Origin of the sequence: Mesorhizobium waimense (assembly GCF_003601975.1) — a bacterium.
In the GTDB taxonomy this organism is placed as follows: Bacteria; Pseudomonadota; Alphaproteobacteria; order Rhizobiales; family Rhizobiaceae; genus Mesorhizobium; species Mesorhizobium waimense.
The window spans coordinates 1-25,170 of the sequence record NZ_QZWZ01000032.1; the positions used below are offsets into that span (position 1 = coordinate 1).

Sequence of the window (25,170 nt, forward strand, 5' to 3'; positions counted from 1 at the left end):
AAACCTTCCGCTGGCATAGCGACGCCACAGTGACGCTAGCCACCTACAATAAGCTACACGGCACGCACCGGCTGATTGCCGACGTGGTGAGTTTCCGCGGACCGCACATCAATCACCTGACGCCGCGCACGCTTGACATCGACGCCGTTCAGGTCGGCATGCCCAAACGCGGGATCACGCCCAAGGCCGTCATTGAAGGCCCGCCGCGCCGCAAATGCCCGATCCTGCTTCGCCAGACCAGCTTCAAGGCGCTCGAGGAGCGGATCGAGTTCAAAGCCGCAGACGGCGGACCAGTTGAGGGCAGGCACACGGCTGGGTTCGGCGAGATCGAGCAGCGTGGCGTGGCGCTCACTGCGAAGGGGCGATCGAGCGCTCGCTCTTCATGATCGAATGGTACTCGAGCTCGACATTGCGTCGGCGCTGCCAAGCCGGCCTCAACAAGGGCGAGGCAGCGCACAAACTCAAACGCGCCGTCTTCTTCCACGAGCGTGGCGAAATCCGCGACCGGTCATTCGAAAGTCAGGCGTTCCGGGCATCGGGCCTCAATCTTGTCGTCAGCGCGATCGTCCATTGGAACACGGTCTATCTCGACCGCGCGGTCACGCGGCTCAAACGAGCGTGACGGAACATTCCAGAATCGCTGTTGAAGCACATCTCGCCGCTAAGTTGGGAGCATATCAACCGGCATCTTCACCTAGGACAGTGAGCAGCATCTGCCGGAAGGATCCAGGTCGCTCCTCCCGGCAGGGCTCCGACGTACCGCATAACGTTCCTGCTCCGTTCGACCTTAGCGTACGATTTCGAACTGCTCTTGTTCCGACCCCTATCCACCGGGACTGAAGTAGACATAAGCCTTCGCCGGGCGTAGCCGGACGGCGAATTTGTGCACATCTTGTCGCACTATTGTCCTTGGGCTCATGACAGCTGCCGGCTCGATGTCCGAGGCCCACGCCCCGTACGTGCACTACTAGGCCGGCCTCTCCCGGTCGGTTTATACGCGCGCGCGACGTTTGGGCTTGAAAAAGGACTCGAACGGCGCACACCCAAGATCTCAACGAAGCAGATGACGAAGCTCCCTGACCAATCGGGTGAGATCGCCCGCGTAGCTTGCGACCATCGCCGGCAAAAATGTTTCTCTTCTGACGCGACTAAAATCCATGGGATATCCCGCGCGCTCGCCGAGCATCGCCATGAATGACAATTGCGAACGGCCATTGCCTTCTCGGAAGGGATGGATTGCATTCAGTTCGCCCAGGAAATGGGTCGCCTCGGTCACGAAAGCCTCAGCGGTCCCCGCTCCGATCACAGACGGAAGCGCAGTGAAAAAGCCGCTTCATCTCGCCGTCGATATACTCCGGAAAGCAGAACGGATTGCCAGCCTTCGCAGTTCGCACCGTGCGGTACTTGCCAGCCCAACTGTAGACATCCTGGAACAGGTGGTAATGGACGCGGCGATAGTGGCTCGGGTCATAACGACCGCGCGGTAGCGGCTCGCCAGCCCGCAGCGTTGTCATTTCAAGCTCGAACGCCTCGAGCAATGTGGGATCGCGCAAGCCAAGCTTGTTCTTTAAGGTCGTGGTGCCTTTGTAGGCGTAGGGATCGTCGAAGGCGTCGTAACCGACCGACATCACCCGCGTGACTTGGCGTCCTGATAAGCGCGGATAATCTCAGCCCGCTGATCGTCAGGCGAAAGCTTGCGCTTCTTCAGATCCGCGAGACGCTTGCGGCTAGCCGCGCTCAAGTTGATGCCTTCGACGGCTGTGATCGCCGCGAATGTGCGCTGTCCGAGGATATGGCTGGGCGCGTTAGGCGTCAGACCCTTGGTGGTTTTCTTCATGCTTCCCCTGTCATCGACGGCGACACGACCAACTAGCGGTCGAGCAGCTTACGCGCCTGTGAAATGCGGTCCTTGAGCCCGGCCTGGAAGCTTGGGTCACGTCTGCGGGTCTCAATATGGGTGGTTATCGCTGCCCGAATAATATCGGACACGGGCCGATTTTCAACGCTGGCGACCATCTCCAGGGCCTGAGCCTGCTCTTCGGATAGGCGGACAGTCATCGCTTTAGCTTGTTTCATGGCGCTGTTTTGCACCAAAACAAGCCTATTGTCAACCATCATGGTATCATGGTATCACGGTATCAATTCATGGAGGTGACGATGAGCGAAATACTGAATGACGAGCACGGGCGTCCCGACCGTCCCAAGATGTTCGAGATCAAGATAGATCGCATGAACTACAAGGTCCCCGAGGCGGTTCTGACGGGAGCGCAGTTGCGGCAGTTGCCGGAGCCCGACATTGGGCCGGATCGCGATCTCTTCGAGGTCGTGCCGGGCGGATCCGACGTAAAGATCGAGGCTGGCGCGAAGGTCGAGATGCGCAATGGTCTGCGCTTTTTCACGGCGCCGGCGCAGATCAATCCTGGCCGTGGGTGAGGGAAGGCGACGATGCTGCCAGCGGTCGACCAGGACTATCTGCAGGCGCGGGCGCCGGGCCATAGCGTTTCGCTCGATGGCGGCATGATCGCTATCATTATCCCATCCTTTCCGCTGCCGTCCGGATTCACGGCGGTCGCAGCTGATCTCCTGCTGCGGCTGTCGCCCGGGTACCCGGATGTTGCACCAGACATGTGGTGGTTTGAGCCTGCGGTGCGCCGTACGGATGGGCAGGTGATCGAGGCGACCCAGTCGCAGGAGGCCTATCTCGGCCGTACATGGCAGCGTTGGTCGCGCCACTTTCAGGCTGGACAGTGGCGGTCCGGCATCGACTCGCTCGAAAGCTACCTGACGCTCGTTAGGAAGGAACTTGACGTTGCCGGGAGGGCGCGCGCCGCATGATCACCACCTTGGTTCTTCCGGGCTCGCTCGCCGACGAGATCACGACCGCCTCGCGCAACCCGCTTGAATGCGCAGCGGTCCTTCTTGCGCGGCGTATCGACACTGGCGCAGAGGTTCGTCTTCTTGGGCGATCTCTGCACTGGGTGCCGCAGGCGGCCTATTGCGAGCAGAGTTCGCACCACATGCTGATCCGCTCAGAAGGCTATGTCGGCGCGCTCGGCGCTGCCGAAAAAGACGGTGCGGTCCCGATCTGGTTTCACACCCATCCCGGCGAAGAGGGCGTCCCGCTGCCGAGCCCCCACGACCGACAGGTCGACCGTGAAATCGGTGATCTCTTTCAACTGCGCAGCGGCTCTGGCGTATACGCGACGCTGATAGCGTCACCACGTGGCGAGAGCTTTGTCTTCAGCGGCGAGGTCACGCCTGAAGACGGCGAGACGGCGCCGATTGGTCGCGTGTGGATGGTCGGCGATCGCTGGCGCCTTCTGCCGAGTTTCGCGAGCCAAGTCGCGACGCCAAACGCAATCTTCGATCGCAATGTGCGCGCTTTTGGCCCCGATATTCAATGTGTGCTCGGCGATATTCGGGTTGCCATTGTCGGCGCCGGCGGCACCGGGTCGGCCGTCGCTGAACAGCTTGTTCGGCTCGGCGTGAGACATCTCCTACTGATCGACAACGATACCCTGTCGGCGAGCAACGTCACTCGCGTGTATGGCTCTACACCGCGGGAAGTCGGCCAGCCGAAGGTGGATGTGCTGGCGGCGCATCTGACGCGGATCGCTCCCGAACTTCGCTGTTCAACGATCCAGGGCATGGTGACGGTCAAGCATGTTGCCCAGGCCCTTCGGGCAAGCGATCTCGTCTTCGGCTGTACCGATGACAACGCAGGCCGGCTCGTCTTGTCGCGACTGTCGACCTTCCTGTTGACCCCGGTGATTGACGTGGGCGTTTTGCTCAGCAGCGATCGTAGAGGGGTGTTGACCGGCATTGACGGCCGGATAACGACGCTAACGGCCGGCGCGGCTTGCCTCGTCTGCCGCGGTCGGGTCGATATGGCACGTGCGGCCGCCGAGATGCGCACGCCCGAGGAGCGGCAGCGATTGGCAGACGAGGGCTACGCACCGGCCTTGGGCCAGGTCGAACCGGCGGTCGTTGCCTTCACGACCGCAGTTGCCGCCGCCGCAGTCAACGAACTGCTCGATCGCCTGATCGGCTACGGTCCGCCTGAGCGACCGACCGAGACGTTGCTGAGGCTTCACGAGCGCGAGATCTCGACCAATGAGGCCCTATCGCGCCAGGGCCACTATTGCCATGTGGCCCAGGGCAAGTGGGGGGCGGGAGATGAGGAGCCGTTCCTAGGCCAGTTGTGGGGCACGGCATGAAGATTTCCTGGTGGCAATGGCTTCCGATCTGGCGCTGGCGCGTGGTCGGTGCGACCGAGTCCGCCGACGAGGTGCCGGACAGGTTGCCGCGCAACGGTGTCGCGCTCATTGGCAACGTCAATCGAACCAAGTGGATCGTCTTCGATTGCCCTTGTCGGACTGGACATCGGATCATGCTCAACGCCGATCCAAGTCGGCGGCCCTACTGGACGTTGAACCAAGTCGTTCGACTGACCATTTCTCCAAGTGTGGACTTCAAAGGAAGTCAACGACGGTGTCATTACTTCATTCGTAACGGCAGGATTGCCTGGGCTAAGGATAGCGACCGATGAACGATAGCGGAGAGGCAGCCGAAGAGCCGCAACCAACTACGCCGCAGCCGCCGCGTGCGATCGAAAAGACACCAATGTACACGGCGATGAATGCGGCGCGCTATCAACGGCAAACGCTCATCCGCGACATCGAAAGGGATCAGCCCAAATTGATCTGCTACGTCGCCGGCAACAAGGCGGCTGTCGACCGCATCGATACGCTTGGCTTCGTCGACATGCTTCACAACATCAATCCTGGCGACCCCATCGATCTCCTGCTGCATACGCCCGGCGGCGACATTGATGCAGCCGAAAAGCTAATCACGCTGGTCAGGAGCGCGGCCGGCGAGGATGGGCAACTAAGGGTCATCGTGCCTGATTATGCCAAGAGTGCCGGAACATTAATGGCGCTCGGCGCCAACACGATCGTGATGAGCGACTCGTCCGAACTCGGACCGATCGATCCTCAGGTCTCATCCAAGGACGGCAACGGCTCCGACGTAGTCTATTCCGTTTTGACCTATCTGAACGCCTATGACGCGGCAAAAAAGGCACTTCGCGAAGCACCTGGCGTCTTACGGATCGGATCACCTTCGAAAAATTCGACCCCACGATCGTGCGCAAGTTCCAGTCGGTCAGGGACCGGGCGCGGTCCTTCGCCGAAAATCTGCTCAAACGGCGGGGCAAGAATTTCTCGAAAATCACCACCGAATTGATGGACGTCGCCAAATATCAGTCGCATGCTCAGATGATCGGCTGGGAAGCCGCGACCGAGATCGGGTTGACGATCGAATACATGCCAGCAACCGACGTGGTCTGGCGCAAATATTGGGCGCTTTACTGCCATTTGCGTCTGGCCATCGAGAGCGAGCAACGGATTTTCGAATCGAATTATGTGTCGCTGCTGCTCTAGGGTCGCAAAGCCCAGTGATGCGCTTGCCAGAGTCTGTGAGCGTGCAGCACCACGGTTGTATGCCTCGTCGCTTGCGAAGGCGATGGAATGGACGATCTCGATCGAGGGAAGAACGACTTCGGTCCGCGGTGCGATCGTCAACTACGGCAAACGCTACCGAGCCGGCCTTCGTCGCTACCATTCTTGCCGAGTCGGCGGTCAACTTGCTGGTCGCCAAACGTATGGTGAAAAAGCAACAAATGCGATGGTCTGATCATGGAGCCCACATGCTCATGCAGGTGCGAACCGCCAAAAAGAATGGGGAGCTTCGCGACCGACTTCGCGCGAGATTTCCACAGTCAGAGCCGCAGGTGCCTTCACTGTTCAAGCCCAGACCGCCTCTACTTCGAGCCGCATAACCCCAGAGAAGTTGCCGGTCTCTGGCCGTGTGAGATGACCAACAGTGCCGCCGAACGCCGAACGTGCGATCCGCCGCTGACGCTCGACGCTGTGCTCCTGTCGCAGTCGTAAGGTGTAATCGGCGTTTCACCTTCGCCCGGCGTCTGGCGTCTCTCGACCTCGTATAGCACTTCGAACAACTTGAGCGCCTGCAGCGGCGGGCCGCCGGATTTCTTTCTTCTAATTAACATCGTCGGGGTCGTCGGTTCAACCCCGTCGAGAGAGGTTTTAGGGTCGTGCGTTTGAATGATCCGAGAAAGCCAGCAGAGCTCATCAGCTGTTAGCGGCAGCGAGACCGTGCATAACGAGATCGAGATGGGCTTCGATATACCTCGGCGTTTCGAGATCAAGACGACCGTCGTGCATCAATGTTTCGACGATCAAGGACAACGCAGGCGCAAGTATGACGCGTGCAACCGCCGCAGACCCGTCCCGAAACTCACCCTGACGGACACCTTCGTCGATGAGCGCCTGCGTCATGGCGAGGATCGGCTCAATGAGTTCGACGTGATGCGCATCAATGAGCTGGGGAAAACGTACGCCCTCAGAAATGGCGAAGCGGAGCAATTCCCGGGTTCTGCGATCCCCCATAACGTGTTCGTAGAAAAGCAGGATCAATGACCTGAGCCGCTCGGCGTAACTTCCCGTCAGATCCTTGGCGTCGGCTAGAACGTCCTCGAACGGTACCGCGATATGCCGTGCCATGGCAGAAAACAGAATTTCCTTAGTGGGGAAGTAGACGTAGACCGTCCCCTTTGTCACGCCTACCCGTGCGGCGATATCTTCCACGCGCGCCGCCGTGTAGCCTTGCTCGATAAATTCCTCAAATGCAGCATCGAGGATCTGGGCAGGCCGGAGGGCCTTCTGTTCAGCGCGCGTCAGCTTGTTCATGTTCACATTACCTAACCAAGAGATCCTATAGGGCCTAACACGTCGTAAATATTTCATTGACTTTCTGGTAAGTCAACCGTAATCAGCTGGAAAAAGCGACTTGAGAGGCGAATTATGGGACAATTGACAACGGGATTTATTTTAGGGTTTTCAATGGCATGGCTCGCGGCTTGCGCTCCTAAGGAAGAAACTCGACAGAAAGATACGCGACACGTGGAGACGGTAGCTGTTCAAGCCGTACCGGTGTCAGAAACCATTTCGACGACCGGCGAGATCCGTGCCCGAATCCAGTCCGATCTTTCATTCCGCGTCAGTGGCCGCATCATCGCGCGCTTGGTGGATGTTGGTGATCGCGTCAAGGCCGGGCAGATTCTCGCGCGCCTCGATGCGCAAGAGCAGAAGGCTGACCTCCAGGTTGCACTTGCTAACCTCCAATCTGCGGAAGCGCAGCAAACGCAGGCCCGGCAGGCATTTGACAGACAGCAGAGCCTTTTTGCCGCAGGCGTGACCAAGCGGGCTGCTCTAGATGACGCACGCGAAGCCCTTTTGACGACAAGGGCCACGGTTCAGTCGGCGCAGGCCCAGCTGGATACGGCCCGCGATACACTTGGCCAGACGGACCTCAAGGCGGATGCCAACGGAATCATTACCGCCCGCAATGCCGAAGTAGGTCAGGTGGCGCAGGCTGCCCAACTTGTTTTCACGCTCGCCCATGACGGTCCCCGAGATGCCGTGATCAATGCCGACGAGTCCGCTCTTATCGGGCGCGAGCTCGAAGACGTTGCCAAGGTCAGGCTCCTGTCGGGCAAAGACGAGTTTCGGGCCAAGGTCCGAGAGGTGTCGCCAACCATCGATACCACGACGGGGACGATCCGGGTGAAGCTCGCTCTCGAAGATGCGCCTGACGCTCCCCTGGGGAGCGCCGTGATTGCCACCGCGCGGTACAAGCCCGAGGCCGTCATCGAGTTGCCGTGGTCGGCCATGGCCTCCTATGCCGGGCGGACGGCCGTCTGGCTCGTCGATACGAAGACGAGCGTCGTCTCCCTCCATCCCGTGGAGGTCGCGGCCTATACCAGTGGGCGCTTCTCCGTCCAATCTGGCTTGTCTATCGGGGACATTGTTGTTTCCAACGGTACGAAATTCCTCAGCGACGGCGACGTCGTGTCTTACGAAAGAACCGCCCGATGAAAATCGATCCTCGCCTGACCGCGCTTTTGGCGGCGGCCGCGTTGCTGTCCGCTTGCCAGAAGGAAGAGGACGCAGCATCGGTGCCCGCTCGCCCCGTCATCTTTCAGATAGCCGAACCATTCCCGCAGGCGGCATTCACTCTGCCCGGCACTGTCCAAGCCCGCATCGAGACCGAGTTTAGCTTCCGCATTTTGGGCCGCGTCATCGCCCGCAACGTCCAGGTAGGCGACCTTGTCAAGAAGGGCGACGCCCTGGCTGCCATCGATCCGGTGGCGCTCGAGCTCTCTGTCAAAAGCGCGCAGTCCGATCTCGCCAATAGCCAGGCGCACCTGGCCAACGCCCGAATCACCGAAGACCGGCAGAGAACTCTGCTCGAGAGACAGACCGGGGCGAAGGCCACCTTCGAAACTGCCGAGCAGGAGCGCAAGACCGCAGAAGCCGCGGTCGCCAAGGGCCGGGCAAATCTCGACAAGGCGAACGAACAGCTGAGCTATTCGCGCCTGCTCGCCGAGTTCGACGGCGTCGTCACCGCGACGACAGCCGAGGTGGGGCAAGTCGTCTCGCCGGGGCAGAGTGTCGCGACGGTCGCGCGACCGGAAGAGCGCGACGCGGTCGTCGATGTGCCCGAAGCCGCCGGTGACCAGTTGACGCCCGGCGCATCCTTCGACGTCGCCTTGCAACTTGATCCCCGCATTCACGCCAGGGGCGTGGTCCGCGAGATCACACCCGAAGCGGACGACGCGACGCGTACGCGACGCACCCGGTTGACGCTGATCGATCCGCCTGAAGCACTCAGGCTCGGCTCGGTCATAGTGGCCAGATCCATGGGGGAGGCCAAGACTTTGATCCGGCTGCCCTTGTCCGCGATTCGGACCGAGGGATCGAAGGCATTCGTTTGGATCGTCAACAACACGACCGGCAAAGTCACTTCCGGCCCGGTCAGGCTTGCCGAACAAACTGTTCCAGGTGGCCTCGTCACCGTGATCGACGGGATTAACCCTGGTGACAGAATCGTCACCGCTGGCGTCAACACGCTCGAAAACGGCCAGGCCGTTCGCGTCGACCAGGAGACCATCAATTGAAACCGTTCAACCTCTCAGACTGGGCACTCGATCACCGTTCACTCGTCTGGTATTTCATGATCGTCTTCATCCTTGCAGGCACGTTTTCCTACTTCAACCTCGGTCGCGAAGAAGACCCTGCCTTTACCATCAAGACGATGATTATCAAAGCGCAGTGGCCGGGCGCGTCTGCGGAAGAAATGACCCGTCAGTTAACGGACAGGATCGAGAAGAAGCTGGAGGAGCTTGACGCGCTGGACTACACGCGAAGCGAGACGATCGCCGGCCAGACCACGGTCTACGTCGAATTGCTTCCGACCACCAAAGCAAGGGACGTGACGGGGAACTGGCTTCGCGTCCGCAACATGATCAACGACATCAAGGGCGAATTTCCCAGCGGCGTCGTCGGTCCGTTCTTCAATGACACCTTCGGCGACGTTTATGGCAACATCTATGCCTTCACATCCGACGGCCTGACGCAGCGCCAGCTTCGCGATCTGGTGGAAGACTCCAGGGCGAAGCTTCTAACGGTTCCGAATGCGGGCAAGATCGACATCATCGGGGCTCAGGATGAAGCCGTCTATCTTGAATTCTCGACGCGCAAGATCGCAGCGCTCGGCATCGACCGCCAGTCCGTCATCGAAACGCTTGAAGCCCAGAACGCTGTGGCGCAGTCCGGCTTCGTTGATGCAGGACCAGAGCGGATCGCGTTGCGCGTCAGTGGCCAATTTACGAGCGAAGAAAGCCTGAAAGCCATCAACCTCAGGGTCAACGATCGATTTTTCCCGCTGACCGACATCGCGACGATCAAGCGAGGTTATGTCGACCCGCCGGCCTCGCTCTTCCGCTTCAACGGACAACCCGCAATCGGCCTGGCAATTGGCATGACGGCGGGTGCCAATCTGACGAACTTCGGCAAGGCGCTGGACGAGGAGATGAAGCGCGTCGTGGCCGATCTTCCGATCGGCGTGAGTGTTGAACGGGTTTCCGACCAGCCGGCCGTGGTGGAAGAAGCAGTGTCCGGCTTTACCAAGGCGCTGTTTGAGGCAATCGCTATCGTTTTGGCGATCAGCTTCATTAGCCTTGGGCTGCGCGCTGGGCTGGTGGTCGCGATCTCAATCCCGCTCGTACTGGCGATCACCTTCGTCGTCATGGAATATACGGGCATCTCTCTCCAGCGCATTTCGCTCGGCGCTTTGATCATCGCGTTGGGGCTCCTCGTTGACGACGCCATGATCGCCGTCGAGATGATGGTGGCGCGCCTGGAGTCAGGCGACGAGCTGCGCAAAGCCGCCACCTATGTCTATACGTCGACTGCCTTTCCGATGCTGACAGGCACGCTTGTCACCGTCGCCGGTTTTATCCCGATCGGCCTCAACAGTAGCGCAGCGGGCGAATTCACCTTCACCCTGTTCGTCGTCATTGCCGTTTCGCTCGTGGTATCCTGGGTCGTGGCCGTCCTGTTCACGCCGTTGCTGGGCGTGGCGATCCTGCCCAAGACGATGAAGTCGCACCATGAGCGCAAGGGACGCGGCGCACGGGGATTTGCCTGGCTGCTGGGAGCTGCCATGCGCTGGCGCTGGGTTACGATCATCGCCACCATCGCTGTTTTCGGCCTCTCGCTGGGCGGTCTTGGCCTTGTGCAGCAGCAGTTCTTCCCGGCGTCCGACCGCGTCGAGTTAGTCGTCGACTGGAGTATGCCCCAAAACAGCACGATTACGGAAACGAACCGCCAGATGACGGATTTCGAACAAGAGAAACTCGTCGGCAATCCCGATATCGACCATTGGACCACACATGTCGGGGAGGGCGCGCCGCGTTTCATCCTGTCTTATGACGTGCAGACCCCGGCTGTCTGGTTCGGGCAGGTCGTCATCGTGGCCAAGGACCTGGAGGCAAGGGACAGGTTGCGCACAGACCTGCAGGCTTATGTTGCGAAGACCTTTCCCGGTACCGACGCTTTTGTCAAACTCCTGGATATCGGCCCACCGGTGGGCAAGCCCGTCCAGTACCGCATCAGCGGCCCGGACATCCAGACGGTGCGTGAGCTGTCGCATCGCTTTGGAGCCATCGTCAACCGGCATCCTCTCATCGCCAACATGACCTATGACTGGAACGAGCCCTCGCGCGTCGTGAAGGTGGACGTGCTCCAGGACAAGGCTCGCCAGCTCGGCGTCTCTTCAGAGGATATCGCTAACGCACTCAACAGCATCGTCGAAGGGTCCTCGGCGACGCAGATCCGCGACAGCATCTACCTCATCGACGTGATCGGCAGGGCCCAAGACGCTGAGCGTGGCTCGATCGAGACGCTAAGAGACCTCCAGCTTCCGGGATCAAACGGCAAATCCGTACCGCTCTCCGCAGTCGCCAAGTTCCGCTATGAGCTCGAACAGCCTATGATCGCGCGAAGGGATCGCATTCCTACGGTCACGGTGAAGGCCGCGGTCACCGGGCCGACACAGCCCGCGACGATCGTGGAACAGCTCAAGCCCCAGGTCGAAAAGTTCACGAAAGCTCTTCCTGCGGGATACAAGGTCGAGATCGGCGGCTCGGTAGAATCGAGCGCCGACGCGCAGGGACCGATCGCCGCGGTCGCCCCGCTCATGCTGTTCGCCATGGCGACGATCCTGATGATCCAGCTCCAGAGCTTCAGCCGCCTGTTCCTGGTTTTCGCAGTCGCTCCGCTCGCGCTGATCGGCGTCGTGGCGGCACTCCTGCTCAGCAATGCGCCGATGGGCTTCGTAGCGATCCTCGGCGTGCTCGCACTGATCGGTATCCTGATCCGCAACTCGGTCATCCTCGTCGTCCAGATCGAGAATCTGCAAAGCGAGGGCGTGCCGCCGTGGCGTGCGGTTGTCGAGGCCACGGAACACCGCATGCGGCCGATCTTGCTGACCGCCGCGGCCGCGACGCTCGCCCTCATCCCCATCTCCCGGGAAATTTTCTGGGGGCCCATGGCCTATGCCATGATGGGCGGGATTGTGGTCGGCACGGTGTTGACGCTTCTCTTTCTCCCGGCCCTATACGTGGCCTGGTTCCGGATACCACGAGAAGATCCGGATGCCCCGAAGCTGCACATGCTTGATTAGCGAAAGGGCGCTTGCGAGCGCCCTTCTTTCTCCAGATTTACCCTAAGGCACGTCGGGGCACTCCCTCCTCTCGATCTACCCGTGCAGATCACGGTACAGCCTTGTCATTCTTGCCGTCATGGTCAGCCTGATGGGATGCGCTTCTCGGCCAACATCCGCGGTGCTTGAGCCCGCGGCGATTTGACCGCTACTGCGCTGATCCGCTCAGGGCTCAGCGTGCTGATGGAGGGGCAGAAAGTGTCTTTCCAATACGGGCAGGGCAAGAACGGCCTGGAGGTTCGGAGCATTCGCCTGGTCCAGGCGGCGATAGATCGGCCTTGGCCGAAACTACCTTCATACAAAAGAAAAGCCCGCTGCCGGGAGGAGGTGGCAGCGGGCTCGATTTTCGAATACGGCGCGGGAGGAGGTGCACCGCATTCAGTATCGGCATCCATCTGGGAGGAGAGTAGATGGCCGACAGCAAGATGATACCGACGGGCCGCCGATATTGCAATGCACAATTTCGTATCGCAAATGCGAAGGTGACGACAAGCTTGCCTGGCAACAAGCCCGATGGTTCCATCTGCCCCCAGGGCGCTAGCCAGGCCGATTTGGCGTGCGGCCTCGCCGCGGCCGCCGCCGCATGAAGCGGGTTGCTTGCCAAACCGATCCGAAAACCCGCGTAACCTGTTCGGCCGAGCCGAACCGCACCGATCCGTTCGGCGGCATCGCGAAATATTATTTTCCCGAAGCTGCGGGTTCTTGGATCCGGTTGGATTCCCAATTCAACGGTATGGCGGGATTGCAGGCAATCGCGCCTGACTGACGCGTTCCACATCAAGTCTGAGGTTTTCAGGCATCCTATGGCCTTCCACCTTTTTGTCCCCATCCTTGCCGGCGCGACGATCTCGAGCGGCTGCTGCGGCAGGTCGAGTTGCAGGCGACGGTGCGCTCACACCGGACCTTGCTGTGCGAGGACATCATGTCGCGCGATGTGACCAGGCGCGGTATTTGCTGCTTGATTACAACATCCGGTCGCGACTCGACAATGGGCACGAGCGAGGCTCGCCGCGAACGGGATCGATATGGACGAAAGGGCCCTGTCATAGACCCTCCTGCACAATGTCCTCGGCCTCCGCGGACAAGCTGTATGTCGCCGGAAGCGGGCGGCGGGCAATGTCACCTAAACAAATATAGGCTCCGGGTCGAAACCCGGTCGAACATTGGACAGGCTTGCCGGGAAAGCTTCCCGAACATTTTTTTCGGGGTGGCGACTATTGTAGCGCTGCCGCCAATGGCTTGTCTGCACCTTGCGGCTGGTCTGCAGCCCGCGCGGGCGCGGTTGCAGCCAGCAGGTCGGTCTGCGTGATCAGGCCGAGGATGCGCCTGTCGTCATCGACGATGATGGCGGCGTGGCTGCGACCGTCGGTGAGCACCGGCAGCAGGCTCATCGCGGGTGCGCTTGCCGAAGCGGTCGCCGCCGGCGACGTCACGCTTATTACAGCGTCCGCCGCTCGTGCCAGCTCCCTGAGCCCGCCCGGCGCCGACCAGCCTCGCTTCCAGATCGACGACCGGTAGCGGGGCGACCGTCAGATCGAACCATTGAGGATCGAAATGGCCACAGCACCACCGCCTAATGTCGCGATGCTCGGGATCTTCCCGGTCGGCCATGATGGCCAGGAAATTCTCAAAACGAGAGCCCGCGCCAGCTCATGGGTTATCTTGGCCTCGTTCCCGGCGAACGATCGACCGGCGAGACAGTCAGACGTGGCGGCATCACCAAGGTGGGGAACGGCCGGGTTCGCCATATGCTGGTCAAGAGCGCATGGACGTACAGGCATCCTCCCAAGGTAGGCAAGATGAATCTGTACCGGCTGGAGCAAGCTCCACGGAAGGTGCGTGAGATCGCATGAAGGCCCCAAACACGGCTGGCCGCCTGCTATCGAATGTTGAGCGGACGAGGCAAGAGGACAACGGTGGTGTGCACAGCGATCGCCCGTGAACTGGCCGGCTTCATGTGGGCCGTTGCAAAGGAGGCCCAGGCGATCAGGTCATAGACCTGGGACGGCTTTCATCTCGCGCATAGGCGGAGGCGGGACCCGGCAGGGGAAATGCCCGTCAGACGCTTTGTGGCCGGCAACATAGCCGACGCCCGCAGTAAGATAGGAACAGCCCCGGACGCACAATCGGGAATGCGGTAGCCAACCCGCGCATCAGAGCTTGATCACCGACGTCCTTCAGTTCCGCCTCCACCCATGCGCGATCATCAGAATGAGCAGCCGGTCCTCGGATCGGGCGACCTCCTGTGTTCCAAACCTTGACAGCGGACATCAGAGCGTCCAGCCGTGGCCGTTCAGCCGGCATGGTGGTTGAATGGCAGAAGCTGATCGAGATCGCGGTTGGGCCAGCCGACGGCGATGCGCTGAAGGGTTTGGGCGAGCCAAGCGAACGGATCGACGCCATTCATTTTCGCGGTCTGCAAGAGTGTGGCGATCGCGGCCCATGTCTTCCCGCCACCGTCGCTGCCCGCGAACAATGCATTCTTTCTTGTAATTGTCTGGGGCCGGATGGCCCGCGCGACAGCGTTGGAGTCGATGTCGAGACGGCCATCGTTCAGGAAGCGTTCGAGCGCTTCATCGATTTCGTCGGGCTGACGAAAGCGAACAATGTTGATAGTCTCGTTCATGGCGTATCGCTCTCTTTGAGAGGTTCTGGCAGGCTTCATCACCCGCCTCGATACGCCGCTCTCAAACCCTCATCACCCAGTTTCCGCCATAGCTCCGGCCGCCGCTCCACCCTCGTCACCAGCCAACTCCCGGTCGACCAGTGGCACGCGCTCATCGGCGACCCCAGCCGCAGCACCGACCGCAGGCTCGGCGAGGCGAACGGACCCTCCTGCCCGTTCTCCCGGTGCAAGGTCCCCCGGCTTGCGAGACGTCGTTTCACAATAGACGGCGCATGCGGTCCGGTACTCCGCTGCATCTCGCTTTCGCGCAGCGCGGCCGCGACCTCAACCGGCATGCCGTGCTGGGGATCGGTTTCGTGTCTGGCCGGGTCCCAGAGGTGGTGCGCCACAAACTTCAGCGCCAGGCTTTCCGAGGCCGGCGACGGCAAAGAGGCACCGGTCGCGGCCGGCGCCCAAGCCTCAAGGGTTCTCTTCGAATTCACAGAACGCCTCCGTCAGGTCAAAGTCAGCTAGGCTGCGTATCGTTGCTGCAGGGCCCGCACTCAATGAGCCTCTCAGGAGTGAGAATCGTTATGTATGGTCGAATTGGTGGCTCTCTGCGCAGACTTGCGAGCAGCCCATATTTTATTTTCAAATGGAGAGCGGTATGGATGGTTCGCAGTTCAATCCTCGGCAGTCGAATCCGTTTGCACCAGGCTTCGCGCAGCAGAATACCGAGATGCCGGTAGGGCAACAGGCGGACGACTCGAGCCGGCAAGCGCGCTTTGAGCAGCAGCTGAGCCAGTTACAACCCCCTTCGTCTGAGGAGGGCGGTGGAGGGATCCAGAGCGCGGGCTTGCGGGATAACCCGTTCAGTGGCACGGAGGCGGCGCAAGGACCGGGTCCATGGCGCAATAGCGGGAGACAGCAACCGGAGTTTGCGGTGAATAAAGAGGTCCGCGTGGGCGCAAAGCGCGAACGCTTTGGGCCCTTTGCCGAGGACAAGGAGCTTGTTTCCACCTTCAAGAAAGCAGCCCGCGAAGCGCAGACGCACGAGAGGACTGTCAAGAGATTGGGACATGATCTGCACCATTTAAGCGGCTGGCTGCTCCAGGAAAATCGGGGCCCTATAACCGGCCGGTTTGACCGCGATTCGCCTGGCCACGCTTCTTTTGTCGCCGATGTGCGGGACTATCTGAAGGATGGTGGCCGCTTTGCTGTCGTTGCGCAGCTGAACAAGGTTGCCCCCGGGAGCCTTCCTTCACGAGACCAGCTAATTGGGGAGCTCCCTGCCGAAGACGCCGATCTCTTGGCAAGGTTCCGGGTAGGCGCCGAGCAGCGCAATGCCGCCAAAGGGGACATCAAAAACAGTCTTTCCAGATTTAGGGTGTTTGCTCGGTGGCTCCAAGCAAACGATAGGGACCCTCTAGCTTCTCTGTTGCGAGGCGGTTCGCTAGACAATGAAATTTCGGAGTACAGAAGCCTGGGGGGAGACCCTCAGAATCGCCTTAAATCGGCTCTGGCTAATCTCCCGCGGCTCTTGCCTGGGGGTGAAGAAGCCGAAGCACCCGGATCCGAACCCCGTGGCATTGGGCGGCCCCGTCACCTGGCTCCTTATCCCGAAGACGGCCCCCTCATTGATGATGCGCTCGGCCAAGCCTTGAGCGATCTTAGGACCCCGACTGCGGCGCAGAGGCAGTTTGCCCAGAAGCGGGCTACACGTCTTCGTGCGCTGAGTGAGTGGCTTCAAAAAACGGGCAGGGGGGGGAGCATAGCTGGTCGACTTAACGGCTCTAACAATGAGCAGTTAACGCTGCGGAACGATGTGGAAGCGTTCAAACTGACTGGAAGCAGAGTACACGCTCCCGATTTGTCGCATCTTCGGAGCTACTTAAAACTCGTCGAGGCGAACCAAGGGTTGGGGCTGCAATCACATGAGCAGTCGGCTTTGCCAGCCGCGCAGACAGCTCGGCAGACCGGCGCGCTGAAGGAGCTCGCCTCGCTGCCCGCTACCCCGAGCGAGGGAGCTCGGGCCTTCTGGAGCCAGGCGATGCAAGAACCCGCGTCATCATCAACTGCCAGGGCTCCCTCAGACGTCTTCGGTGAGGTCGCGGGGCGCGACGATGCTCACTTTGCGCCAGCGCACTCTGCCAGGGCCCGTTCAGACACCTACGGCGGTCTCGAGTCAATCGTTGATCTGAATGCGCCCACGCCATCCGAATTGCGCGACGATGCTCACTTCGCGCCAGCGCACTCTGCCAAGGCTCGCTCAGACACCTACGGCGGTCTTGAGTCAATCGTTGATCTGAATGCGCCCACGCCGTCCGAATTGCGCGACGATGCTCACTTCGCGCCAGCGCACTCTGCCAGGGCTCGCTCAGACACCTACGGCGGTCTTGAATCAATCATTGATCTGAATGCGCCCACGCCGTCCGAATTGCGCGACGATGCTCACTTTGCGCCAGCGCACTCTGCCAAGGCTCGCTCAGACACCTACGGCGGTCTTGAATCAATCGTTGATCTGAATGCGCCCACGCCGTCCGAATTGCGCGACGATGCTCACTTTGCGCCAGCGCACTCTGCCAAGGCTCGCTCAGACACCTACGGCGGTCTTGAGTCAATCGTTGATCTGAATGCGCCCACGCCGTCCGAATTGCGCGACGATGCTCACTTTGCGCCAGCGCACTCTGCCAAGGCCCGCTCAGACACCTACGACGGTCTTCCATTGGTTGATCTGACAAGGCCCACGCCATCCGGATTACGCGACGAGGTTAATTCTGTGCGGGCATTCTCGACCACCTCCTCCGATGCTCAGATCGGGGCTTTGGATCCGAAAGCCTCGTCCCACGACCGCGGGCTGGTGCTCGGGGACACGCAATGGCTGGGCGACGGGCATATCCTCACGGATTACCAGCTCCTGGCGCAGGAGTTGCAGGGGACCAATCCGAATCTCGCCGCCCGGACGCGGTTCGTGGATCCCCTCGTAGCCTTTCAGCTGAACTGGGGCGACACGCTAAGTACATTCCACAGTATTGTTCATAATCGGCAGGGTAACGATACAGCCGACTTCCTGTTCCTGCCAGTGAATAATGCCCATGTTTCGGATCCTAATCAACGCGGCAGCCATTGGTCGCTGCTGTTCGTTGATCGCAGCGACCGGCAAAAGCCGGTCGCCTATCACTACGACTCCGCGCAAGGATACAACGCCCGGCCTGCAGAACAGCTCGCAGGACGGCTGGGCGCCCGCCTGGAGTCACCCCTCATGGCCCAGCAGCAGAACAGCTATGATTGCGGCGTCTTTGTCCTGGACGGTATGCGTGAGCTGGTTAGGCGATTGGCGCAAGGAGGGCATTCTATCCACCTGGACCAGCTCGTCGCCGATCGGCAGGCATTGCAAAACCGACTCAGGAGTTGATGTCGGCTTCTGCTGATAGAGCTGGCTGAGGCGACTCTCGCCGACACCAGCCAGCGAAGGACACGCGCGAATGCGAGCTTGAGAAGTTGCATGCTCAGATCGGCCAGCTGACAGTCGAGCGTGATTTTAGACTAGCCCCGACCTGTACAGTCTGTTTTTACAGAGGATTTCATAGCCATGCTCTTCCGGTCCTTGTTACTCGTCCGCCTCCTCGCCTTTGGCAGCTCAGCAGCCATCTTGCTGGGCACGCAAACTACCATGGCGCAGAACCTGTCCACTCCGTCGCCATGGCCGGACACGCCGACATCACGACTGGAAGCTCTTGCAGTCCTTCAAGCCCTGAATGCCGATCTCCTCAGCAATGCCAGTGCTACGCTGACACTTGATCGCTGGTGCGCAACACACAAGCTGGCGCCGGAAGGCTCGAAGATCGTGGCTCAGCGTGTACATGGTCAAGACAAGCCGGCCGATGTCCATATCCGTAAGCTACTTGCCGTGGGCCCCGACGAACCCATAGCCTATCGGCGCGTTCGTCTGGCCTGCGGCGAGCACGTCCTGTCCGAGGCGGACAACTGGTACGTGCCGGCAAGGCTGACGGCCGAGATGAACAAGGCGCTCGATACGAGCGATATAGCGTTCGGTCGAGCCGTTCAGGCTCTAAATTTCAGTCGCACGAACCTATCGGCGAAGCTGCTTTGGTCCCCTCTCTCGAAAGGATGGGAAATGCAAACCAGCCTGCCGGCTTCCGGAACTGGATCTCTTGTCCTCCCCCCATTCCTTCTCGAACATCACGCCGTGCTCAAACTACCGGATGGCGTGCCATTCAGTGCATTGATCGAAAGCTATACCAGCCGCGTGCTGGATTTCCCGGCTCCGCGTCCGTCTTCGCAATAGGCACTCTCCTGCTGCGAACATGAGCCGTCGGTCGGGCACTGCCCGGAAATAAAAAGCCATGTAGTGCGAGCGATCTGAACGCGTATAGAGGTTGTTTCAGCACGGTGGGAGACTGGCCACGATCCCGGATAGCTCGATCTCCGGCCGCCGCGTCGCCCGCGAACCCACTATTACATCCCATACAAGGTTGCTGCTCCCATCGGCGGATGAGGCCATCTGCCCTGGTTTGTCGAAGACCTAAGGAGAGCAGCGATGGAATATTACGTTGGAGTGGACGCCAGTCTCAAGAGCACGCACATCTGCATTATGGTCAGGATCGACAGGTGGTGTGGCGCGGGAGCGCGGACACGCAGCCGTCAATGATAGCGGAGCGGCTGAAAAGATGGAACGGTCATCTTGCGAAAGTCGGCCTTGAGACGGGCTCGATGACGCCTTGGCTCTACCACGAGCTGAAGGATCTGGGTTTTCCGGTCATCTGCATGGATGCGCGGCGTGCTGCAGATGCCCTGAAGGCGCGGCCTGAGAAGACGGACAAGGCGGATGCGCAGGCGCTTGCCGAGATGCTGGCAAGCGGCTGGTATTCTGCGGTGCATGTAAGACCATGGAAAGCCACCGGCTGAAGGCGTTGCTTGGCGCGCGTGAGCAACTGGTCAATGTCAAGCGCCAGCTTTACGGGCAGGTCCGTGGGCTCCTGCGCAACAGCAGCCAAATGTAGAGAACGCAGCAGCGAAATGTAGAGAACCATTGGTCATAATGATTGACCGACATGTGCCCAGCGCCTCATTCCGATGGAGGCGATTGTTTGTGGTTGCGTGAGGAGCCTCTGTCAGGCGCAAGCGGCGTCGGTGATCGCGTCATAGGTTTCGAAGGCGCGGTTTGAGAGCCAGTTAGCGCGCATATATTGCCATATATTTTCGACCGGGTTCAGCTCGGGCGCTCGCGAGGGCAGAAAGAGCAACGTGATGTTATCGGGCACGTCGAGGTTTGCGATGGTGCGCCATCCGGCGCGACCGAGGAGTAGAACGGCATGCGCGCCCTTGGCGACATGGCGGCTGATCTCGTCAATGTGCATCTGCATGGCTTCGGCATCGGCTTGCGGCAGGGCCAGCGCGGCCCCCTTGCCGCGCTCCGGACAGATAGCGCGCCATCGAACACCACGATCGGCTGGAAGCCGTATTCGTCCTAATGATGAGGTGGAACGGCCCGCTACCGCAGCATCAGAGTGCTAAAACGTGATCGTTTATTCAACGCCACAAAATAGGAGCCGTTCCGTGAAGCATATTCCCACTATCGGGCTGGATTTGGCCAAGCAAGTTTTTCAGATCCACGGCGCTGACGTCGAGGGGCCTCCAATCGTCAGCCGGAAGCTCCGCCGTGCCGAGGTGTTGCGGTTCTTCGAGAAGCAGCCAACGTGTCTAGTCGGCATCGAGGCCTGCGGGGGTGCGCATTACTGGGCGCGCGAGATCGCGGCACTTGGTCATGAAGTGCGGTTGATCCCGCCGGCCTATGTCAAACCGTTTGTGAAACGCGGCAAGACAGATGCGGCCGACGCTGAGGCGATCAGCGAGGCGGTGACCCGCAAGACCATGCGCTTCGTTCAGATCAAATCGGCCCAACAGCGGGCTGCCGCGATGGTGTTGAAGACGCGTGGGCTTCTGGTCCGCCAGCAAACACAGGCAATCAATGCTCTTCGTGCGCATTTGTCGGAATTGGGCATCGTCGCGGGTATAGGCACGGCGAAGATTGCTGGCCTGATCGAGATCGTGCGCGACGAGACCGACGCCCGCCTGCCGAAGGCGGCTCGCTTGGCCCTGTCGGCACTCGCCGATCAGATCGAGGCGCTGAAGGAGCAGGTCGACAAGATCGAGCGGGAAATCATTGCCGAGGCGAAACGAGACGAGGATATGCGACGACTGGCTACGATACCGGGTGTTGGCGCCATCACGGCTGCAACCATCAAGGCGCTTGTTTCGGATCCCGGCGGGTTCAAGTCCGGGCGGCACTTTGCGGCCTGGCTCGGACTAACGCCGAAATCTCATTCGAGCGGGGGCAAGGAGCGGCTGGGAGGTATATCGAAGATGGGCAACCCGGAGCTTCGTTCCCTGCTGGTGCTCGGCGCGACGACGGTCCTGCGATACGCGCGGGGCAACGACAAGGCGCCGAAATGGCTTGCCGCGCTTCTGGCGCGACGGCCGTTCAAGGTCGTCGCTGTCGCGCTCGCCAACAAGATGGCGCGGATTATCTGGGCGCTGCTGAACAAGGGCGGGACATATCGGGGTCTGACGGAGGCGAGCAGCGTAGCAAGCACTTGAGCCGAAAAACGACCCGGACGAGCTGACCGGCGCGCTAGCCGGCAGAGGCGAGGTGCACGAAACAGACGATGATTCCATGGGACGAAATCCCGAGGCGAGAGAGGCCGAAACGCCCGACGCGCACACAGCGCGCCGTGATGATCAGCCACTCGCATGGCGGACTTCATCGAGGCCAGCGGTTAAATGACCGCGCTGAAAGGCCGAACATATGACCGCACCGTTCCCGCGTGATCAGCCGTCTGAAAAATGCACTTGCCTAAAGGGCCGTTCCACGTATGGGCGTTGAAGAGCGACAGCTGCTGGCCGCCGTGCACGGCGACGGCGGGTCGGCGGATGTGGTTGTCGAAGCCGATCCGAATCATTTCCGGAGACCACACCCGCCATGAATGATCGTACGCTGCCGACACCCACCACCACATTGCGCAAAGCATGTCGCGGACCTGGAGAGCAGCACGATGGCGCGTTTTGAAGTGTTATCGAAGGCGAACAAGGTCCGCCGCTTCAAGGAGTTTTTGGAAGGCGCAGCCAGTTGGAGCCGCGTCGAGCGCATTATCGCCGGCGTCGAGGTCGGCGCCCAAGGTGCCGACACCCGCTTCATCGTCACCAACCTATCCGGTGGCAAGGCCAAGGCGCTCATCTCTACTGCCGGCGCGGAGCGGCCGAGAACCACATCAAGTCGTGGAAGACGCATCTCGCCGCCGACCGCACCTCCTGCACAAGAGCGACGGCCAACCAGTTCCGGCTATTCCTGCATGCCGGTGCTTACTGGTTGATGTGGGGCTTGCGGGCCGCGATGCCGAAACGGTCCTCCTTTGCAGTCGCCCAATTCGACACGCTGCGTTTGCGCCTCATCAAGATCGCCGCGCGGGTGATCGAGATGAAAACCCAGATCCGCCTGTACCTGCCGACCTCCTGCCCGGACCAGCGCATCCTGCGCATCGTCCTCGATCGCATTGCGCGGCTCGTGACATAGCCGACGGGGCGCAGACGCCCCGAAACAAACCCGCCGACCGCAACCTGCAAACCCAGCCCTCCATCACGACGGATCATCGCCGGCGCCTGACGAGGGTTGTCAAAACGCACCGCAACGGCGACCTGATCACCGCCTCAGGCCGCCAAAAGCTCATAGCCGTGCATCAAGGCGGCTAGCATTCTGTGGTTTTTGAAAGCAGCCCGTCTTGATTGACGGTCTTTCGGCAATTCCGGATCACGGTCCGATCCTCTGATCCCAGATTTGTCGGGGTGCTACGTCGGGCATGACCGTCCCTCGAAGGGGCTCCCGGGCAGGCTCCCGGCGCCTCGTGGCCCCTTTTTTGCTGTCGCCTCTGCACGCGTGAATCAACCCGGATCATTCGACCGGGTTGGCCGCACCTTGGCGCCTTCGGGAAATTGTCTTGCGCCGTACAGAGAGCGCAGCCCTTGTAGTTGGCCAGGGTCTGCAGAAAATCTGGCAGAAGGTGCTGTTTCAGTTCGTCCGGGATAGCTCCGGACGCGTCGAATCCGAGAGCATAGCGCCGACCCTATGTCTTATCGATTGAGCAGCGGCGCGTTCCAATGATTGCCCCATCGCACCTCGTCGTGCGTACGGTGGGTTTTACTCCCTATGCTTTGGCCAGATGCTTGATCCGCCTGTCCAGAACAGCGGAGCAAAAGCCAATGACACCGACGAAGCTGCTGATTGGCCAGATCGTGGTTGTGTTTGCCATCGCAGTCCTCGGCGTATGGACGGCAACACAATGGTGCGCCCACATGCTGGGCCATCAGCCGCCACTCGGCGCCCCATGGTTTGTCGCGGCCGGCTGGGCAATCTATAAGCCGTGGAAACTTTTCGAATGGTGGTTCCATTTCGACGCTTACGCGCCAGAGGTCTTCGACAAGGCGGGCGCACTTGCCGGCGCCAGTGGCTTCCTAAGCTGTGGCGCTGCTATGGCCGGTTCACTTTGGCGTGCGCGGCAGCGTGGAGTGGTCACTACCTACGGCTCTTCACGATGGGCCGAAAAGTGGGAGATTGAGAAGGCGGGGCTATTCAGGCCGGCCGGCGTTTTCCTTGGCAAATTGAAGGACCAGTATCTGCGCCATGACGGCCCAGAGCATGTCATGGCGTTTGCGCCAACACGTTCCGGCAAGGGTGTTGGGCTGGTTCTGCCAACCCTCCTTTCCTGGACCGGCTCGGCCGTCATTCACGACATCAAAGGTGAAAACTGGCAGCTGACCTCCGGCTGGCGCTCGAAGTTTTCGCATTGCCTTTTGTTCAATCCTACCGATTCAAGGTCGGCGCGCTACAACCCGCTGCTGGAGGTACGCCAGGGCCTAGACGAGGTCCGCGACGTCCAGAACATCGCCGACATCCTCGTCGATCCGGAAGGCGCGCTGGAGCGGCGAAACCATTGGGAAAAGACCAGCCACTCACTGCTGGTCGGCGCCATCTTGCACGTGCTCTACGCCGAAGAGGAAAAGACACTAGCCCGTGTCGCTACCTTCCTCTCGGACCCACAGCGCTCGTTTGCTGCAACGCTGCAACGGATGATGACCACCAACCATCTCGGAGCTAGTGAAAAGCCTCAGGTCCATCCTGTCGTGGCCTCGGCGGCCCGTGAGGTGCTGAACAAGTCAGAGAATGAGCGTTCAGGCGTTCTCTCGACCGCCATGTCATTTCTCGGGCTCTATCGCGATCCGACCGTAGCTGCGGCAACATCGGCTTGCGACTGGCGCATTGCTGACCTCATGGATGCAGAGCGACCAATGTCGCTTTATCTGGTCGTGCCGCCATCGGACATCTCACGTACCAAGCCGCTGGTGCGACTGGTGCTCAATCAGATCGGCCGGCGGCTCACCGAGCGGCTGGAGGGCGATCCAAAAAAGAGCCGCAAACATCAACTGCTCATGATGCTCGACGAATTTCCGGCGCTCGGACGGCTCGATTTTTTCGAGACTGCGCTCGCCTTCATGGCCGGCTACGGCATTCGCGCCTATCTGATCGCGCAATCCTTGAACCAGATTTCAAAAGCCTACGGCGAGAACAACGCCATTCTCGACAACTGCCATGTGCGGATCGCCTTTTCGTCCAATGACGAGCGCACGGCAAAACGCATCTCCGATGCGCTCGGCACGGCGACGGAGCTCAGATCCATGCGCAACTATGCCGGCCATAGGCTGGCGCCCTGGCTTTCCCACGTCATGGTCAGCCGCCAGGAAACGGCACGACCTCTGCTGACGCCTGGGGAGGTAATGCAGCTGCCGCCGTCTGACGAACTGGTGTTGGTTTCAGGGCTGCCGCCGATCCGGGCCAAGAAGTTGCGCTACTACCAGGATCAGAATTTCACCGAACGGTTGCTGCCTTCGCCACTGCTTCGGGACGGTCCTTACGCTGATTGCCCTGCGTCGCGTCTGGATGATTGGAGCGGACAGGTGTGCAACGTTGATCGCCGTCTTGTTCCCGGCGACGAAAGCGGCGTGGCAACCGAAAACGACGGTGTTCAGCAGCAGCGTCATCCAGGTCTGCCCGATGAACACCCCGTCGTCTCTCAGCAGCCGGATCAGGACGATCTCTTCAAGCCCACCGACGATGACAGCGAGGCGCTCGCCGACAAGCGCGTTATGGACCGGATTTCCACCGCCGCGCGTGCCTACGGCATCAACGAGGGAAGGGGCGACGACAAGGACATCGTGCCCGGCTTCTGAACCCCGCTTCGAGTTGGGCGCACCTCAGCGTAGATAACGGCCATAAGCGATTTCGGGCACCTCGACGATGCTTGTTCCCGTCGCCGGCGCATCAGCGCCGGCCAGTCGGAACGAGC

22 protein-coding genes and 8 pseudogenes are annotated in these 25,170 nt (G+C 60.5%); 21 read left to right on the forward strand and 9 right to left on the reverse strand.

Going from position 1 to position 25,170, the window contains the following annotated elements:
- Positions 1-386 (forward strand): 2-oxoadipate dioxygenase/decarboxylase family protein (locus D3227_RS44445; protein WP_120017673.1); only part of this gene is annotated, 386 nt, incomplete at its 5' end.
- Positions 359-767, forward strand: a pseudogene (locus tag D3227_RS29030) (Tn3 family transposase); the annotation flags it as partial. The gene D3227_RS44445 and the pseudogene D3227_RS29030, both read left to right, overlap by 28 nt.
- A 284-nt stretch (positions 768-1,051) precedes the next feature.
- Here the strand turns inward: D3227_RS29030 and D3227_RS44105 are convergent.
- From D3227_RS44105 to D3227_RS29045, 4 genes are read right to left on the reverse strand one after another with little or no spacing between them, the layout of a single operon-like run.
- On the reverse strand, positions 1,052-1,276 hold the full coding sequence (locus D3227_RS44105) for a Fic family protein (protein WP_342634019.1): 225 nt from the start codon (positions 1,274-1,276) through the stop codon (positions 1,052-1,054).
- Between the two features lie 7 nt (positions 1,277-1,283).
- Complete coding sequence (locus tag D3227_RS44110; protein ID WP_342634020.1) at positions 1,284-1,628, reverse strand: Fic/DOC family protein; 345 nt, start codon at positions 1,626-1,628, stop codon at positions 1,284-1,286.
- On the reverse strand, positions 1,628-1,837 hold the full coding sequence (locus D3227_RS29040; RefSeq protein WP_120017674.1) for a hypothetical protein: 210 nt from the start codon (positions 1,835-1,837) through the stop codon (positions 1,628-1,630). The genes D3227_RS44110 and D3227_RS29040 overlap by 1 nt, the downstream gene beginning before the upstream one ends.
- Positions 1,838-1,869: 32 nt before the next feature.
- On the reverse strand, positions 1,870-2,115 hold the full coding sequence (locus tag D3227_RS29045) for a DUF6290 family protein (protein WP_167480898.1): 246 nt from the start codon (positions 2,113-2,115) through the stop codon (positions 1,870-1,872).
- A 42-nt stretch (positions 2,116-2,157) separates the two neighbouring features.
- Between D3227_RS29045 and D3227_RS29050 the strand changes: the two genes are divergently transcribed.
- From D3227_RS29050 to D3227_RS43010, 7 genes and pseudogenes are all read left to right on the forward strand, one after another.
- Complete coding sequence (locus tag D3227_RS29050) at positions 2,158-2,433, forward strand: multiubiquitin domain-containing protein (RefSeq protein ID WP_167480899.1); 276 nt, start codon at positions 2,158-2,160, stop codon at positions 2,431-2,433.
- Between the two features lie 12 nt (positions 2,434-2,445).
- Positions 2,446-2,835 carry an E2/UBC family protein gene (locus tag D3227_RS29055; RefSeq protein WP_120017677.1) on the forward strand — a complete coding sequence of 130 codons (390 nt, stop codon included), beginning with the start codon at positions 2,446-2,448 and terminating at the stop codon, positions 2,833-2,835.
- A complete protein-coding gene (locus tag D3227_RS29060) occupies positions 2,832-4,217 on the forward strand; it encodes a ThiF family adenylyltransferase (RefSeq protein WP_120017678.1) in 1,386 nt (461 codons plus the stop codon). Before D3227_RS29055 ends, D3227_RS29060 begins: the two co-directional genes overlap by 4 nt.
- The gene (locus D3227_RS41220) at positions 4,214-4,549 is read left to right on the forward strand and encodes a ubiquitination-like system serine protease family protein (protein WP_147377705.1); all 336 of its coding nucleotides are present in this window, start codon (positions 4,214-4,216) and stop codon (positions 4,547-4,549) included. The genes D3227_RS29060 and D3227_RS41220 overlap by 4 nt, the downstream gene beginning before the upstream one ends.
- Entirely contained in the window at positions 4,546-5,244 is a 699-nt protein-coding gene (locus tag D3227_RS29065; RefSeq protein ID WP_120017679.1) for an SDH family Clp fold serine proteinase, read from the forward strand. The genes D3227_RS41220 and D3227_RS29065 overlap by 4 nt, the downstream gene beginning before the upstream one ends.
- Before the next feature lie 32 nt (positions 5,245-5,276).
- Complete coding sequence (locus D3227_RS29070) at positions 5,277-5,441, forward strand: hypothetical protein (protein ID WP_208646470.1); 165 nt, start codon at positions 5,277-5,279, stop codon at positions 5,439-5,441.
- Between the two features lie 124 nt (positions 5,442-5,565).
- Positions 5,566-5,839, forward strand: a pseudogene (locus D3227_RS43010) (hypothetical protein); the annotation flags it as partial.
- A 313-nt stretch (positions 5,840-6,152) separates the two neighbouring features.
- On the opposite strand, the gene D3227_RS29080 reads toward D3227_RS43010, so the two are convergent.
- On the reverse strand, positions 6,153-6,770 hold the full coding sequence (locus D3227_RS29080) for a TetR/AcrR family transcriptional regulator (protein ID WP_120017682.1): 618 nt from the start codon (positions 6,768-6,770) through the stop codon (positions 6,153-6,155).
- Positions 6,771-6,884: 114 nt separating this feature from the next.
- On the opposite strand from D3227_RS29080, the gene D3227_RS29085 reads away from it, so the two are divergent.
- From D3227_RS29085 to D3227_RS29105, 5 genes are all read left to right on the forward strand, one after another.
- Positions 6,885-7,958 carry an efflux RND transporter periplasmic adaptor subunit gene (locus tag D3227_RS29085; protein WP_120017683.1) on the forward strand — a complete coding sequence of 358 codons (1,074 nt, stop codon included), beginning with the start codon at positions 6,885-6,887 and terminating at the stop codon, positions 7,956-7,958.
- Complete coding sequence (locus D3227_RS29090) at positions 7,955-9,040, forward strand: efflux RND transporter periplasmic adaptor subunit (RefSeq protein WP_120017684.1); 1,086 nt, start codon at positions 7,955-7,957, stop codon at positions 9,038-9,040. Before D3227_RS29085 ends, D3227_RS29090 begins: the two co-directional genes overlap by 4 nt.
- On the forward strand, positions 9,037-12,108 hold the full coding sequence (locus D3227_RS29095; protein WP_120017685.1) for an efflux RND transporter permease subunit: 3,072 nt from the start codon (positions 9,037-9,039) through the stop codon (positions 12,106-12,108). The genes D3227_RS29090 and D3227_RS29095 overlap by 4 nt, the downstream gene beginning before the upstream one ends.
- Positions 12,109-12,557: 449 nt before the next feature.
- Entirely contained in the window at positions 12,558-12,734 is a 177-nt protein-coding gene (locus tag D3227_RS41855) for a hypothetical protein (RefSeq protein ID WP_167480900.1), read from the forward strand.
- The gene (locus D3227_RS29105) at positions 12,731-12,913 is read left to right on the forward strand and encodes a hypothetical protein (protein WP_120017686.1); all 183 of its coding nucleotides are present in this window, start codon (positions 12,731-12,733) and stop codon (positions 12,911-12,913) included. Before D3227_RS41855 ends, D3227_RS29105 begins: the two co-directional genes overlap by 4 nt.
- 448 nt (positions 12,914-13,361) lie before the next feature.
- Here the strand turns inward: D3227_RS29105 and D3227_RS29115 are convergent.
- Positions 13,362-13,674: pseudogene (locus tag D3227_RS29115) on the reverse strand (CBS domain-containing protein); the annotation flags it as partial.
- Positions 13,675-13,772: 98 nt separating this feature from the next.
- Here D3227_RS29115 and D3227_RS29120 point away from each other — a divergent pair.
- A pseudogene (locus D3227_RS29120) lies at positions 13,773-14,144 on the forward strand (transposase); the annotation flags it as partial.
- Between the two features lie 296 nt (positions 14,145-14,440).
- Here D3227_RS29120 and D3227_RS29125 read toward each other — a convergent pair.
- A pseudogene (locus tag D3227_RS29125) lies at positions 14,441-14,719 on the reverse strand (transposase domain-containing protein); the annotation flags it as partial.
- 218 nt (positions 14,720-14,937) lie between these two features.
- Positions 14,938-15,237: pseudogene (locus tag D3227_RS43015) on the reverse strand (integrase); the annotation flags it as partial.
- Positions 15,238-15,419: 182 nt separating this feature from the next.
- On the opposite strand from D3227_RS43015, the gene D3227_RS29140 reads away from it, so the two are divergent.
- The 3 genes from D3227_RS29140 to D3227_RS29150 all read left to right on the forward strand — a co-directional run bounded on the left by D3227_RS29140 (position 15,420) and on the right by D3227_RS29150 (position 19,681).
- Positions 15,420-18,167 (forward strand): Ulp1 family isopeptidase, encoded by a 2,748-nt coding sequence (locus D3227_RS29140; RefSeq protein WP_245451916.1) that lies wholly within the window; start codon positions 15,420-15,422, stop codon positions 18,165-18,167.
- A 177-nt stretch (positions 18,168-18,344) separates the two neighbouring features.
- Entirely contained in the window at positions 18,345-19,061 is a 717-nt protein-coding gene (locus tag D3227_RS29145; protein WP_120017689.1) for a hypothetical protein, read from the forward strand.
- Positions 19,062-19,486: 425 nt separating this feature from the next.
- Positions 19,487-19,681 (forward strand): transposase, encoded by a 195-nt coding sequence (locus D3227_RS29150; RefSeq protein WP_147377707.1) that lies wholly within the window; start codon positions 19,487-19,489, stop codon positions 19,679-19,681.
- Positions 19,682-19,809: 128 nt separating this feature from the next.
- Here the strand turns inward: D3227_RS29150 and D3227_RS43020 are convergent.
- Positions 19,810-20,241: pseudogene (locus D3227_RS43020) on the reverse strand (transposase); the annotation flags it as partial.
- Positions 20,242-20,332: 91 nt separating this feature from the next.
- Here D3227_RS43020 and D3227_RS29160 point away from each other — a divergent pair.
- The 3 genes and pseudogenes from D3227_RS29160 (at position 20,333) to D3227_RS29180 (ending at position 25,054) form a co-directional block, all read left to right on the forward strand.
- The gene (locus D3227_RS29160; protein ID WP_120017692.1) at positions 20,333-21,373 is read left to right on the forward strand and encodes an IS110 family RNA-guided transposase; all 1,041 of its coding nucleotides are present in this window, start codon (positions 20,333-20,335) and stop codon (positions 21,371-21,373) included.
- Positions 21,374-21,798: 425 nt separating this feature from the next.
- A pseudogene (locus tag D3227_RS29170) lies at positions 21,799-22,346 on the forward strand (transposase); the annotation flags it as partial.
- A 683-nt stretch (positions 22,347-23,029) separates the two neighbouring features.
- The gene (locus D3227_RS29180) at positions 23,030-25,054 is read left to right on the forward strand and encodes a conjugal transfer protein TraG (protein ID WP_120017694.1); all 2,025 of its coding nucleotides are present in this window, start codon (positions 23,030-23,032) and stop codon (positions 25,052-25,054) included.
- Positions 25,055-25,170: the final 116 nt, after the last annotated feature.

Excerpts from the sequence above, each read along its gene's own strand:
- D3227_RS44110 (WP_342634020.1), bottom strand. The coding sequence starts at position 1,628 with ATGTCGGTCGGTTACGACGCCTTCGACGATCCCTACGCCTACAAAGGC.
- D3227_RS29040 (WP_120017674.1), bottom strand. The coding sequence starts at position 1,837 with ATGAAGAAAACCACCAAGGGTCTGACGCCTAACGCGCCCAGCCATATC.
- D3227_RS29045 (WP_167480898.1), bottom strand. The coding sequence starts at position 2,115 with ATGGTTGACAATAGGCTTGTTTTGGTGCAAAACAGCGCCATGAAACAA.
- D3227_RS29050 (WP_167480899.1), top strand. The coding sequence starts at position 2,158 with ATGAGCGAAATACTGAATGACGAGCACGGGCGTCCCGACCGTCCCAAG.
- D3227_RS29055 (WP_120017677.1), top strand. The coding sequence starts at position 2,446 with ATGCTGCCAGCGGTCGACCAGGACTATCTGCAGGCGCGGGCGCCGGGC.
- D3227_RS29060 (WP_120017678.1), top strand. The coding sequence starts at position 2,832 with ATGATCACCACCTTGGTTCTTCCGGGCTCGCTCGCCGACGAGATCACG.
- D3227_RS41220 (WP_147377705.1), top strand. The coding sequence starts at position 4,214 with ATGAAGATTTCCTGGTGGCAATGGCTTCCGATCTGGCGCTGGCGCGTG.
- D3227_RS29065 (WP_120017679.1), top strand. The coding sequence starts at position 4,546 with ATGAACGATAGCGGAGAGGCAGCCGAAGAGCCGCAACCAACTACGCCG.
- D3227_RS29070 (WP_208646470.1), top strand. The coding sequence starts at position 5,277 with ATGATCGGCTGGGAAGCCGCGACCGAGATCGGGTTGACGATCGAATAC.
- D3227_RS29080 (WP_120017682.1), bottom strand. The coding sequence starts at position 6,770 with ATGAACAAGCTGACGCGCGCTGAACAGAAGGCCCTCCGGCCTGCCCAG.
- D3227_RS29085 (WP_120017683.1), top strand. The coding sequence starts at position 6,885 with ATGGGACAATTGACAACGGGATTTATTTTAGGGTTTTCAATGGCATGG.
- D3227_RS29090 (WP_120017684.1), top strand. The coding sequence starts at position 7,955 with ATGAAAATCGATCCTCGCCTGACCGCGCTTTTGGCGGCGGCCGCGTTG.
- D3227_RS41855 (WP_167480900.1), top strand. The coding sequence starts at position 12,558 with ATGGCCGACAGCAAGATGATACCGACGGGCCGCCGATATTGCAATGCA.
- D3227_RS29105 (WP_120017686.1), top strand. The coding sequence starts at position 12,731 with ATGAAGCGGGTTGCTTGCCAAACCGATCCGAAAACCCGCGTAACCTGT.
- D3227_RS29140 (WP_245451916.1), top strand. The coding sequence starts at position 15,420 with ATGGATGGTTCGCAGTTCAATCCTCGGCAGTCGAATCCGTTTGCACCA.
- D3227_RS29145 (WP_120017689.1), top strand. The coding sequence starts at position 18,345 with ATGCTCTTCCGGTCCTTGTTACTCGTCCGCCTCCTCGCCTTTGGCAGC.
- D3227_RS29150 (WP_147377707.1), top strand. The coding sequence starts at position 19,487 with ATGACGCCTTGGCTCTACCACGAGCTGAAGGATCTGGGTTTTCCGGTC.
- D3227_RS29180 (WP_120017694.1), top strand. The coding sequence starts at position 23,030 with ATGACACCGACGAAGCTGCTGATTGGCCAGATCGTGGTTGTGTTTGCC.